Origin of the sequence: Haliea sp., from assembly GCF_040222615.1 — a bacterium.
In the GTDB taxonomy this organism is placed as follows: Bacteria; Pseudomonadota; Gammaproteobacteria; order Pseudomonadales; family Halieaceae; genus Haliea.
On the sequence record NZ_JAVKCQ010000183.1, the window covers coordinates 26,021 to 37,387 of the forward strand.

Sequence of the window (11,367 nt, forward strand, 5' to 3'; positions counted from 1 at the left end):
GTTTCGGGGCGCCGATCATACCCAAGAGCGGTGTTGCGGAATAGCGCCGGACAGGGTTTCCGCGGTGGGAAAATTGCGCTTTTCCGGCTTGAGCCCCGGGCTATTCCAGGCCGGCTATGAGCGCATCGACGTCCACTTTGTTGCCGGCCAGGGCATGGACGATCTCTTGCAGCTGCGACAGTGATACCCGCCCCCGGTCCCGGGCCAGTTCCCGTGCCACATCGTCCAGGCCAGCCGCGTCATCGGTGGCCTCCTGCAGGGCCAGGTGCAGTCGATGCATGAACACCGCGGCGCGGGCGGTAACCGGGCCCGAGGATCGCTTGACAAACAGGGTGTCGGCCTCGCCTGCCCATTCCTCCTTCCAGTCCAGGGTTTGCTGGTAACGCAGATCGCTGAGTGCGCCCGATCGCCAGAGGATGTTGGCGGCGTAGTATTCCGCCAGCCCCTCGACGATCCAGTCCGCGTCCTTGCCGCCGTTGATGCCGGTCGCCACGTGCACCAGTTCGTGGATCATGCTGCTGGTGCGATTGCCGCTGATCAACGGCCGGTCACCGTGCATGAACAGCGAACGGGTGCCGGACAGGCCGCCGCGCCACATGGGCTTGCCGGCGGTGACCACCAGCAGCCGGTCCGGGAAGCCCGGGAAAACGGCCTTGACGTCGGGCAGTGTCCAGGCGAGGAACGCCAGTGTGTCCTGCAGGCGCCTGCCCTGACCCGCGGGCGCCGCGACCCGGACATCCACTCCGGCGATGACGTCCTGGCGGCTGGTGATATTGCCGAGGATCAACCAGCCCTTGGGCCGTGGCAGCAGTCGCCCCGGGTCGACAATTTCATAGTGGTGCTTGCTGTCACTGGTGCTGGCGTAGGGCGCGGCCGAGGACCAGTCCGAAGGCAGCTCGAACTGCAGTTGGGCCCTGGCGGTCAGACCTTTCGCCACGCTGACGGTGATCGGGGGAATGAGCTTGTCGCTGCGGAGAATGGCCCAGTCAGCGGTCAGCAGGGAATCGTAGCTGCCGCTGGCCTTTTGTTCGCTGATGACGAAATCGTAGTGCAGGCTGGCCTGCGGTCCCTTCGGTTTCCAGGTGGCGCGGTCATCCTCCACGGTGAGGCCGGCATCGCTGCGGACCTTGAGATGCCGCTCGGGGTTCAGGTGCAGCACCAGGCGCCGGGGCAGCTTGTTACCGTTCAGGCGGATTTCGACCCTGGCGACTTCGCTGTCGGGGCTGATGGTGGCCCGGTACAGAAGCTCGTACTCGGCAGTTCGGGCGGGCACGGCGACAGACAGCAACAGCAGTGACAGCAGCGAGGTAATGTAGAAACGAAGGGTCATGGCAAACCTGGGGCAGGAGATACCGTCGCAGGATACCAGCGCCGCCGGGACAAGACTATCCCGGTGGCTTTTGTAGCGACTAGCTCCTACTATCCTTGTAGCGGCAACTGCGCCGTGCCACTCAAACAAACGATCAGGGGGTCGGGTACCATGAGCGAGCAGACAACTTTCGACATCAACCAGGTGATCGAGCAGGCGAAGGCGGTGATTACCAATCCGGTGGCTTACTTCCAGACCATGCCGAAGACCGGTGGTTTTGGTCCACCGGTGATATTCGTCGCGGTCATGGGCGCTGTGATGGGGCTGATCACAGCGGTGCTGTCACTTTTCGGTTCGGCGGCGGGCATGTTGGCGGCGGGTCTGGGCGCGATCATCATCATGCCGATTTTTGCCGTGGTGGGCGCATTTATCGGTGCCGCCATCCTGTATGTCATCTGGAAGCTCATGGGTTCCGGCGAGAGCTATGAAACAGCGTTCCGCTGCCAGGCATCAGTTGCGGCCATTTACCCGATCACGGCACTGCTGTCGATTGTGCCCTACATTGGCAGTATCGTCATGATTGCCTGGGCCACGTTCCTGATCATCGAGGCCAGTGTGTCGGTGCACGGCCGCGAGCGCAGGACTGCCCAGATCGTGTTCGGGATCCTGGCGGCGCTGATGATCCTGTCGAATATTGCCAGCGAGCGCGCTGCGCGGCAGATCGAAGCGCGCATGGCACACATGGGCAGCCAGTTCGAGGGTATTGAGGACCTGTCACCGGAAGAGGCGGGCCGCAAGATGGGTGAGTTCCTGAAAGGGCTGGAAGAGGGCGCGAACAAGGCACCCGACGATCGGGGCGACTAGTCGCGGTAGCGTATTTCGCGCACGTCCTCTAGCTGCGCGCAGAGGTCCCGGGCGCCAGCCAGCACCCGCGCCGTGGGGCGCTGGATGAGGTCCGGGTTGACTACCAGCAGGCCTCCCTGCAGCGCCCTCAGGCCAGGGTAGCGATGCCAGTTATCCAGCCACTCGGGATGGGCGCTGTCCATGCCGCCGGCGACGATGGCATCCGGGTCGCGCGCCAGCACAGATTCCAGGTTGATCCTCGGTGCCAGGGTGGCGACATCCGCAAACACGTTGTACCCGCCGCACAGGGCGATGACCTGGCTGATCAGGTGCTCGCCGTTGATGGTCTGCAGAGGGTCGTGCCAGATCTGGTAGAACACGGAAACCTGGCGGGCGTGGCGATAGCGCCGGGCCAGTTCCGCGAACCCCTGTTCCAGTCGCAACGCCTCTGCTTCGCTGCTGGCGCCGGTGCCGGCCAGTTCGCCCAGCAGGCGAATGCTGGCGGGGATGTCTGCCAGCTGGCGCAGTTCGCTTACATACACCGGGATGCCCAGTCGCTGCAGTTTGGCCAGGGCGCCGGCACCATTGCCTGAACCCCACATCAGGATCAGGTCCGGCTGCGCGGCGATGATCTGCTCCAGGCTAAAGGCATTGAAGGAGCCGACCTGGGGCAGGTCCCGGGCCGCAGCGGGAAAGTTGCTGAAACTCACCACCCCGACCAGGCGGTCGCCTGCGCCCGCGCTGTACAGGTTCTCGACGATATGCGGCGCCAGCGCGACAATGCGCTGTGCCGGCGCCGGCAGGGTGACCGTGCGGCCCATGAAATCCACCACGCTGACCGGCTCGGCACGGACGGCGCCGGCAAGCGCCAGCAGCAGGCAGCAGAGCAGGCCCCGGCAGGCGTTCACAGGCCAATGACCAGTGGCTGGCGACCGTTCGGGTGTTGCTGCACCAGCACTTCGGCGTGAAACAGGTCGCGAAACAGTGCCGCTGTGAGTACCTCCGCGGGAGTCCCGCTGGCCACCTGTCGACCCCGATCCAGCACCAGCAGTCGACTGCCAACGGCGGCCGCCAGGTTGACATCGTGGACCACCAGCAGGACCGCGCAGCCCCGTCCCGCGATACCGGCGATGGCTCCCGCCAGTTGCTGTTGGTGGGCCAGGTCCAGCGCCGCGGTCGGTTCATCCAGCAACAGCAGTTTTCCACTCATGTCGTCGCTGTCCCACAGCTGGGCAAATACCCGGGCCAGTTGCACCCGTTGTCGCTCGCCGCCGGAGAGCTGGGTATAGAGGCGATTACGCAGTCCCAGGGTATCCGTTGCCCCCAGTGCATGGTGGGCGATGTCGCGGTCGGCGCGCGCACCGGTGGCGTGCGGGGTGCGCCCCAGCAGCACCACCTCTTCCACCGTGTAGGGGAAGTTCAGCAGCGACAACTGGGGCAGGAACGCGAGATGCTGCGCCATTTGTCGCCGCGGCCAGTCGGCCAGGGGCCGCCCACCGAATTCCAGGGTGCCGGCGCTGGCGCTGAAGTCCCCGGCGATCAGTCGCAGCAGGCTGGATTTGCCGGCGCCGTTGGGTCCGATCAGCGCCACAACTTCACCCGCGGATACCGGCAGGCGTATGTCCACCAGCAACGGCTCGCCCCAGGGTGCGGCGCTGACGCCGTCCAGCGCGAGCACCGTCATGTCTGCATGCCGTAATGGTGCCGCTGGCGCAGCAGGGAGATGAAGAAGGGCACCCCGATCAGCGCGGTAATGATACCGACCGGCAGCTCCGTAGGCGCCAGGATTACCCGGGACAGGGTATCGGCGACCACCAGCAGGGTGGCGCCAGCGAGGGCGGAAGCAGGCAGCAGGTAGCGGTGGTCGGGGCCGATCCACAGGCGCACAACGTGGGGTACCACCAGGCCGACGAAGGCGATGGTGCCTACCAGGGCCACCGACGTACCCACCCCGACCGCTACCCAGCCGATCAACGCCAGCTTGGTGTGGTTCACATCAATGCCGAGATGGCGCGCTTCCGATTCTCCCAGCAGCAGGGTGTTCAACGCCAGAGCGTAGCGGGGCAGGGCCAGCAGCACGGACCCGCCGACCAGGCTCGCCAGTGCCAGTCGCGGCAGGTTGGCGCCGTCCAGGCCCCCCATCTTCCACAGGCTGATCTGGCGCAGGCGCTCGTTGTCGGTGAAGAACTCCAGCAGGCTGCCCACTGCGCCGGCCAGGGCGGTGATGGCGATGCCGGCCAGCAGCATCGTCGCCACCGAGGTACCGTTTTCCGAGCTGGCCAGGCGATACACCAGCAGCACCGCGAGTACACCGCCGACAAAGGCACCCAGAGACACCAGAGTCAGGCCGACAAGTCCCTGCAGCAGGCCACCGCCGAGCACGATCAGCAGCGAGGCGCCGAGGGAGGCCCCGGCGGTGACGCCGATCAGCGAGGGGTCCGCGAGGGGGTTGCGAAACAGGCCCTGCATGGCCGCCCCGCTCATCGCCAGGGTGGCGCCCATGACCGCGGCCAGCAGTACCCGGGGCAGGCGTAGCTGCTGCACGATCATTGCCGCCTGGCTGCCATCGTCCCCTGCCAGCAGCGCCCGCAATGCCTGCAGCGGCCCCAGGCTGACCGCGCCGCTGGCAAGCCCCGTGAGCACCGCCAGCGGCAGCAGCGCCGCCAGCGCCACAAGCAGCTGACGGGCGCGGTGGCGGCGCTGGGTGATACTAGTAATCAACGCCGCGTCGGGCCTTGATGCCGTGGTTGTAGGCGTGCTTGATCTCCTTCACTTCGGAGACCGTGTCCATGATGTCCTGCAGCGCCTTGCCGCCCCCGCGGCCGGTGACCACCACGCTCTGTTCCGGCGGGCGGTTGGCCAGGGCGCCGAGTACCACTTCCTCGGGCAGATAGTCGAAAGCCAGCATGTAGGTGAGTTCGTCGAGAACCACCAGGTGGTAGGCCGGGTCGGCGAGCATGGCGCTGGCCTGTTCCCAGGTCCGTTTCGCGGCGGCGATATCGCCACTGCGGTCCTGGGTATCCCAGGTAAACCCGGTGCCCATCTGGTAGAACTCCACCTCCGGGCACTTTTCCCGCAGATAGATTTCCTCGCCCGACAGCTGTTCACCCTTGATGAACTGCACCACGCCAACCTTGTAGCCATAGCCCAGGGCGCGCATCACCATGCCGAAGGCGGAGCTGGACTTGCCCTTGCCGTTGCCGGTCAGCAGGATTCCGACGCCGCGCTCGGTATCGGCGGCACTGATACTGGCGTCGACACTGGCTTTCTGTTTGGCCATGGCCTTGTTGTGGCGTTCGTTCTTGCGCTCGTTGTCGCTCATCCGGGTGATCTCCTAGAAAGAGTAGCGCAGCCCCGCGTAGGCGGCCCTGGCGCTGCTGCGATAGCTGGGGATTTCCTGGTAATCCTCGTCCAGCAGGTTCTCGATCCGGCCGTAGACCTCGAAGCCAGCTGCCAGAGTGTAGCGCGCGTTCAGGTCCAGAACCTCATAGCTGTCAACCGCACTGCCGTCGAACTCGCGCGCATCCCGCGAGGCCCGCAGTTGCAGTCCCAGGGCCAGCGGGCTGGACAGCGCCTGCCACTGCAGGCCCAGATTGGCCAGGTGGCGGGGGCGGTAGACCCGGTGGCCGCCCGCGGCTGTATCGGTGTCGTTGTAGGTGTAGTTGCCCTGCAGGCGCAGCTGCAGGGGCAGGGGAAGCTCGGCGATCAGCTCAACCCCGGAGGAGTCGCTGTCACCGCTGCCCTGCAGGTAGCCGGAATAGCCGGCAAGGTCAAAAAAGATTTCGTTCTCCACCGTTTGCTCAAACAGGATCGCCTCCAGTAGCAGGCCGGTGGGACCGTACCAGCCCACGCCGAGGTCGAGTCCCTCGCTGCGCTCTTCCTGCAAGTTTGCTCCTGCAGCCGGCGGGAAGGCAAAGAAGCTGTTGTTGTAGGCAATTTCGTACAGGCTCGGCGCCCGGAAACCGGTACTCCAGGCACCCTTGAACTTAAGTTCGCTGGCGCCCACCGGTACCAGGTAGGCGGCGCTGACCCGGTAGGAATCGTGGCTGCCGAAATCCTCATTGTCGTCGTAGCGGCCACCGGCGGTGAAATACAGCTTGTCACCGATACGACCCTGGTATTCGAGGTAGATACCGGTCTGGTCGCGCTCGGTGTCAAAGGTACCGTCATCCAGGGTCTGCTCTTCGTGGTCCACTCCATAGACCAGCTGCAGGCTATCCGCCGGAGCGTAGCTGCCCAGATAGCTGACCCGCTCCAACGTGCCTTCGGTGCCGAAGCCCGGCAGGCCTGCGGTGAAGTACTGGCGCTCCGTCTTGTTGTAACTGTAGGCCAGTTCGTGCTGCAGCTGCTCACCGCGGAAGCTGGCAGCGGCGCGCCAGGATTGCTGCGAGAAACTGTCGCTGCAGCGGTTGCTGGGCGCGAAAGTGTCGTTGGTGAAGCAGCCATCGTAGGCATTGTCGCCGTCGACGTCACGGGCCACCAGTTCCAGTCGCAGTTGCTCGCTGACATTCCAGCCGCCGCGGGCGTGCACGGTGGTGTTGTCGTAGCCGTCGTCGTCGGCCGGGTCGGTATCGGTGGTGCGGGAATTGAAGCCGTCGCTGCGGTAGTCGGTGAGCGACAGGTTGCCATCCACGGTCGCATTGCCGGCGCCGATATTGGCGGCAAATTGCTGGCTGCCGTAGCGGCCGGACTCCGCGCTCAGGTCGCCGCCAAAGCCGTCACCCGGTGCGCGTGTGCTGATGTTGATAACCCCGCCGGCGTCCGCGCCGTACATCAGGCCCTGGGGGCCGCGCAGGATTTCCACCCGCTGCACGCCGCTGCTCAGCAGTTGTTCTACCCGGGGTCCAACCTGGGGCGCGGAGGTGTCGGAGATATCGATGCCATCCACCAGAATGCGGGTCCGGTAGGCTTCCTCACCGCGAATCCGCAGCGAGGACACCTTGCCGGGGCCGCCGTTGTTACTCACCGCAACGGAAGGCTGGCTGCGCAGGATGTCCTGCAGGGAAATGAAGCCCCGGGCACGGATTTCCCCGGCGTCGATCACCGAGATTGAGGTGCCAACCTCGCGCAGCGGCATGGCGATTCGGGAAGAGCTGATAACGATCTCTTCCAGTTGCTGCGGGTTTTGGTCGGCGCCCCAAGCGGGCAGGGTGGTCAGCAGCGCAACGGCGCTGGCGAGTGCGTGTGGTTTCATGTCGTACCTCAATGCCAGGAAAGTGTGGCGATTGAGGGAGGGGATCCAGGGAACACAATGCGGAAGTGGCATCAGGCAACCTTCAATGAAGCCCTCCGCTCCATCGTTGCTTGTGCCAGGCAGGTATCGGGCTCACAGCTGGTGCTGTCTACCGTTGCGGGGGCAGCGGTGGCATCGGCACGGAGGCCTCACCACACTTCCCATTTAACCCGCCCAGCCGTGTCAAGCGACACCGGCGGCGGGCACCTGGTACGCGGCGCACTGTAGTGACTTGGACCCTGGCTGTCAATTGTCCAGATTTTGTCGGGTACCTCGCACGCCTTACGCGGACGTCTGTTTACCGTAGAATGTACGGCTGGTAACCGGTACGGGAAGCACGATGACATTTACCGCAACACAGTGGACGCAGGTGGCGACACTGCTGGGCCGAGAACCCCGGGGCCTGGAGGCGATTCCGGTGGTGGACGGCGCCGGCCGCCCCCGCGTCATCCGGGTAGCCTCCCTGGTGGAAGGCAAACCCTTTCCGACCCTGTTCTGGCTGGTTGACGCGGCGCTGAATTATCGTATCGACCAGGAAGAGGCGAGGGGACTGATCAAGGACTTCCAGGCCCGGGTCAACGCCGAACCCGGGCTGCAGGCCTCCATGCGCGCGGACCACGAGGCCCACATACGGCTGCGGGACAGCTACCTGGCGGAGGATGACCGCAGCGCCCTGCAGGCGGCGGGTTTTGCGGACGTGCTGCAACAGCGGGGAATCGGCGGTATCGCCGATTTCTCCCGAATACGCTGCCTGCACACCTGGTATGCGGCGCACCTGGTCGTGCCCAATACCATCGGTGGCCTGCTGGACCGGCACTGGGCGGCGGCGTCCGTCGCCGTCGCCGAATAGGACGGGTGCCGCTGATGCAGATACCGGAGCAGGCGATCCTCGAAAGTGCCCTGGGCTGGCTGCTGGAGCCCTCGGCGCCATCGGTCTGGTTGTGCACGATTGTCGCGGCCCAGGGTTCCTCGCCGCGCCCCCCCGGGGCACTGCTGGCCTGCAACAGTCGCGGCGACCAGGTGGGCTCCCTGTCCGGTGGTTGCATCGAGGAAGATCTGCTGGAGCGCCTCCAGTCGGGGGCGATGCCGGTGGCCCGGGCCGAGCTGATCGAGTACGGAGTTACCGCGGAGCAAAATGAACGGCTGGGCCTGCCCTGTGGCGGCCGGCTGCGGGTCCTGGTTCAGCGCCTGAGTGCCGATCGGGACGCAGCCTGGCTGCGACAAGCGCTGGCGGCCATGGCCACCCGGCGCTGCCTGCGGCGCGCTGTTGCTTTGGACAGCGGCGAGACCGAGACCTGCACCCAGGAACAACACGCTCCCCTGTACTTCGACGGCGCCAGGCTGGAGCAGACCTTTGGTCCGCAGATGCGCCTGTTGCTGGTCGGGGCGGGTCAGCTGGGTCAGTCCCTGGCCGAGCTGGCCCTGGCCATGGACTACGAAGTGCTGGTGGTGGATCCTCGGCCGCGGATGCGCGAGCAGTGGCAGGGGCCGGACGTGCCGCTGCTGGCGGGTATGCCTGACGATGCGGTTCGCGAGCACGCCAGCGACCGCCACAGTATCGTGATTACCCTCACCCACGACCCGCGCATCGATGACATGGCGTTGATGGAGGCCCTGGCTACCGATGCCTGGTATGTGGGCGCCCTGGGCTCGCGCCGGACCACGGAGAAGCGGCTGCAGCGCCTGCGCCAGCTGGAGCTGGGGGAGGACCGTCTGGCGGCGCTGCACGCTCCCGTGGGACTGGATATCGGCAGCAAGACGCCACTGGAAATTGCCGTGTCCATCATGGCACAGCTGGTGCAGCTGCGGCGTCGGCGGCAATGACCGTCGGCGTGCTGTTGCTGGCGGCGGGTTGCAGCGAGCGTTTTGGCAGCGACAAACGCCTGGCCCTGATGGCGGACGGCCGGTCCCTGCTGTTCGCCGCCGTCTCCTCGATCCAGCGCAGTGGCTTGCCGCTGCGCGTCTGTCTGCGGCCGGGGGACGACCGGCTCGGAGACAGTCTGCTGTGCGCGGGGGTCGAGGTCCTGGAATGTGAGCGCGCCGCGCGTGGCATGGGCGCAACCCTGGCTGACGCGGTGAACCAGTCGCTGGACTGGAACGGACTGCTGGTGGCGCTGGCGGATATGCCTGTCATCCATCCCGCGACCTTTCGCCAGGTGGCAGAGGCGGTGACGGCGGACGTCATCGTCACGCCGACCTTTGCCGGCAAGTCCGGACACCCGGTGGGATTCGGGCGTGATTTCTTTGCCGATCTCGCCGGCCTGGACGGTGATCGCGGCGCCCGCGACCTGGTCATGGCCAGCCACCGCCTGCGCCTGCCTGTGGCTGACCCCGGCATTCTGCGCGATGTGGACTCTCCGGCGGCGCTCCGGTCACTGGCGGAACTGTTGACCTGACTGCGCTGCACTCAGGGCGCTGCGAGTGGTATATTGGCAGGCTACTTTGAATCTGTCCGAGAGCATCATGACAACCAACACCGACGACCTGCGCATACGGCGCATCAACGAACTGGTGGCGCCAGAGCAGCTCATTCGCGATATCGCGGTGAGTGATACCGCAGCCGCCACCGTGGCAGCCGCCCGCCACGGTATCCACCGCATTCTGGCTGGCGAGGACGACCGCCTGCTGGCCGTGGTCGGTCCCTGTTCCATTCACGATCCGGCAGCGGCGCTGGATTATGGGCGCCGGCTGAAGGCCGTGGCGGATACCGTGCAGGACGAGCTGCTGGTGGTCATGCGGGTCTACTTCGAAAAGCCCCGTACCACCGTTGGCTGGAAGGGACTGATCAACGACCCGGATCTCAACAACACCTTCCAGATCAACAAGGGCCTGCACCTGGCCCGGCAGCTGCTGTCGGACCTGGCTGACATGGGGCTGCCCGCCGGTACCGAGTACCTGGACCTGATCAGCCCGCAGTATGTCGCCGACCTGTTTGCCTGGGGTGCCATCGGTGCCCGCACCACAGAGAGCCAGACGCATCGGGAATTGGCCTCGGGCCTGTCCTGCCCGGTCGGTTTCAAGAACGCCACCGATGGCGATATCCAGGTTGCCATCGATGCCATCAAGTCTGCCTCCCAGCCACATCACTTCCTGTCGGTGACCAAGCACGGCCATTCGGCGATTTTCCAGACCGCCGGCAACGAGGACTGCCACATCATCCTGCGCGGCGGCAAACACCCCAATTACGATATGTTCTCGGTCGACGACGCCGGCGCCATGCTGGCCAAGGCGGGCCTGCCGGCCCGGATCATGATTGACGCCAGCCACGCCAACAGCCGGAAAATCCCCGCCCGGCAGCGGGACGTCATCCGCGATATCGGCAACCAGGTGGGCCGTGGCAGTCGCAGCGTGTTCGGCATCATGATAGAGAGCAACCTGGTCGAGGGGCGCCAGGAGGTGGTGGCGGGCCAGTCCCTGACCTACGGCCAGAGTATTACCGACGCCTGCATCAACTGGGACGATACGGAAACACTGCTCGGGGAACTGGCCGCCGCGGTCCGTGCGCGGCGGCAGGCGGCCTGAGACCATGGCGCGCTGGTTGTGGCCATTGCTGCTGGGTGTCCTGCTCGCAGGTTGCAGTGTTGACCGTAGCGATGATTCCGCGGCGAAGCTGCCGGAGATTGCCGCCCACACCCGCGGTATGCAGCACCTGCCAGGCTTTCACAATCTCTACTGGGATGATCAGCGCGGTCGGCTGTACCTGGAAATCGCCCAGCCCGACCAGCCCTTCATCTACGTCAGCAGCCTGTCCCGGGGGGTGGGCTCCAACGACCTGGGTCTGGATCGCGGCCAGCTGGGCGCGACCCACCTGGCGCGTTTTACCCGCGTCGGCGACAGGGTCCTGCTGTTGGCGGACAACCCGGCTTTCACCGCCAGCAGCGCCAATGACGACGAGCGGCTGGCGGTAGAGGAGGCCTTTGCCCGCTCCGCCATCGCCGGTTTTAAATTAGTTGCGGTTACCGGCCGGCGCCTGCTGGTCGAT

Annotated in this window: 11 protein-coding genes, 1 pseudogene and 1 riboswitch; of the genes and pseudogenes, 6 read left to right on the forward strand and 6 right to left on the reverse strand. The window is 65.6% G+C overall.

Going from position 1 to position 11,367, the window contains the following annotated elements:
• Window positions 1-100: 100 nt before the first annotated feature.
• Entirely contained in the window at window positions 101-1,330 is a 1,230-nt protein-coding gene (locus tag RJQ10_RS14795) for a hypothetical protein (RefSeq protein WP_350147952.1), read from the reverse strand.
• 150 nt (window positions 1,331-1,480) lie between these two features.
• On the opposite strand from RJQ10_RS14795, the gene RJQ10_RS14800 reads away from it, so the two are divergent.
• Entirely contained in the window at window positions 1,481-2,173 is a 693-nt protein-coding gene (locus RJQ10_RS14800; RefSeq protein WP_350147954.1) for a YIP1 family protein, read from the forward strand.
• Here the strand turns inward: RJQ10_RS14800 and RJQ10_RS14805 are convergent.
• Genes RJQ10_RS14805 through RJQ10_RS14825 form a run of 5 tightly spaced genes read right to left on the reverse strand, consistent with a single transcriptional unit; the run spans window position 2,170 to window position 7,346 of the window.
• Complete coding sequence (locus tag RJQ10_RS14805; RefSeq protein ID WP_350147956.1) at window positions 2,170-3,060, reverse strand: cobalamin-binding protein; 891 nt, start codon at window positions 3,058-3,060, stop codon at window positions 2,170-2,172. The genes RJQ10_RS14800 and RJQ10_RS14805 overlap by 4 nt on opposite strands.
• Window positions 3,057-3,836: a heme ABC transporter ATP-binding protein gene (locus RJQ10_RS14810; protein WP_350147958.1), complete on the reverse strand. Its 780-nt coding sequence runs from the start codon at window positions 3,834-3,836 to the stop codon at window positions 3,057-3,059. Before RJQ10_RS14810 ends, RJQ10_RS14805 begins: the two co-directional genes overlap by 4 nt.
• Window positions 3,833-4,870, reverse strand: coding sequence for a FecCD family ABC transporter permease (locus RJQ10_RS14815; RefSeq protein WP_350147973.1), 1,038 nt, complete (start codon window positions 4,868-4,870; stop codon window positions 3,833-3,835). Before RJQ10_RS14815 ends, RJQ10_RS14810 begins: the two co-directional genes overlap by 4 nt.
• Window positions 4,863-5,474, reverse strand: coding sequence for a cob(I)yrinic acid a,c-diamide adenosyltransferase (gene cobO, locus RJQ10_RS14820; protein ID WP_350147960.1), 612 nt, complete (start codon window positions 5,472-5,474; stop codon window positions 4,863-4,865). The genes RJQ10_RS14815 and cobO overlap by 8 nt, the downstream gene beginning before the upstream one ends.
• Before the next feature lie 12 nt (window positions 5,475-5,486).
• The gene (locus RJQ10_RS14825; protein WP_350147962.1) at window positions 5,487-7,346 is read right to left on the reverse strand and encodes a TonB-dependent receptor plug domain-containing protein; all 1,860 of its coding nucleotides are present in this window, start codon (window positions 7,344-7,346) and stop codon (window positions 5,487-5,489) included.
• Between the two features lie 101 nt (window positions 7,347-7,447).
• Window positions 7,448-7,609, reverse strand: a riboswitch (cobalamin riboswitch).
• Window positions 7,610-7,725: 116 nt separating this feature from the next.
• Here RJQ10_RS14825 and RJQ10_RS14830 point away from each other — a divergent pair.
• The 5 genes and pseudogenes from RJQ10_RS14830 to RJQ10_RS14850 all read left to right on the forward strand — a co-directional run.
• Entirely contained in the window at window positions 7,726-8,235 is a 510-nt protein-coding gene (locus RJQ10_RS14830; RefSeq protein WP_350147964.1) for a DUF501 domain-containing protein, read from the forward strand.
• Between the two features lie 14 nt (window positions 8,236-8,249).
• Window positions 8,250-9,209 carry an XdhC family protein gene (locus RJQ10_RS14835; RefSeq protein ID WP_350147966.1) on the forward strand — a complete coding sequence of 320 codons (960 nt, stop codon included), beginning with the start codon at window positions 8,250-8,252 and terminating at the stop codon, window positions 9,207-9,209.
• Window positions 9,206-9,781, forward strand: a complete 576-nt coding sequence (locus RJQ10_RS14840) for a nucleotidyltransferase family protein (protein WP_350147968.1) — start codon at window positions 9,206-9,208, stop codon at window positions 9,779-9,781. Before RJQ10_RS14835 ends, RJQ10_RS14840 begins: the two co-directional genes overlap by 4 nt.
• Before the next feature lie 67 nt (window positions 9,782-9,848).
• Window positions 9,849-10,907 (forward strand): 3-deoxy-7-phosphoheptulonate synthase, encoded by a 1,059-nt coding sequence (locus tag RJQ10_RS14845; RefSeq protein WP_350147969.1) that lies wholly within the window; start codon window positions 9,849-9,851, stop codon window positions 10,905-10,907.
• A 4-nt stretch (window positions 10,908-10,911) separates the two neighbouring features.
• Window positions 10,912-11,367 (forward strand): annotated as a pseudogene (locus RJQ10_RS14850) (zinc-dependent metalloprotease); the annotation flags it as partial.

What these genes read in the sequence shown, in the direction of transcription:
- RJQ10_RS14795 (WP_350147952.1), bottom strand. Translation starts at nt 1,330, where the DNA reads ATGACCCTTCGTTTCTACATTACCTCGCTGCTGTCACTGCTGTTGCTG.
- RJQ10_RS14800 (WP_350147954.1), top strand. Translation starts at nt 1,481, where the DNA reads ATGAGCGAGCAGACAACTTTCGACATCAACCAGGTGATCGAGCAGGCG.
- RJQ10_RS14810 (WP_350147958.1), bottom strand. Translation starts at nt 3,836, where the DNA reads ATGACGGTGCTCGCGCTGGACGGCGTCAGCGCCGCACCCTGGGGCGAG.
- cobO (WP_350147960.1), bottom strand. Translation starts at nt 5,474, where the DNA reads ATGAGCGACAACGAGCGCAAGAACGAACGCCACAACAAGGCCATGGCC.
- RJQ10_RS14825 (WP_350147962.1), bottom strand. Translation starts at nt 7,346, where the DNA reads ATGAAACCACACGCACTCGCCAGCGCCGTTGCGCTGCTGACCACCCTG.
- RJQ10_RS14830 (WP_350147964.1), top strand. Translation starts at nt 7,726, where the DNA reads ATGACATTTACCGCAACACAGTGGACGCAGGTGGCGACACTGCTGGGC.
- RJQ10_RS14835 (WP_350147966.1), top strand. Translation starts at nt 8,250, where the DNA reads ATGCAGATACCGGAGCAGGCGATCCTCGAAAGTGCCCTGGGCTGGCTG.
- RJQ10_RS14840 (WP_350147968.1), top strand. Translation starts at nt 9,206, where the DNA reads ATGACCGTCGGCGTGCTGTTGCTGGCGGCGGGTTGCAGCGAGCGTTTT.
- RJQ10_RS14845 (WP_350147969.1), top strand. Translation starts at nt 9,849, where the DNA reads ATGACAACCAACACCGACGACCTGCGCATACGGCGCATCAACGAACTG.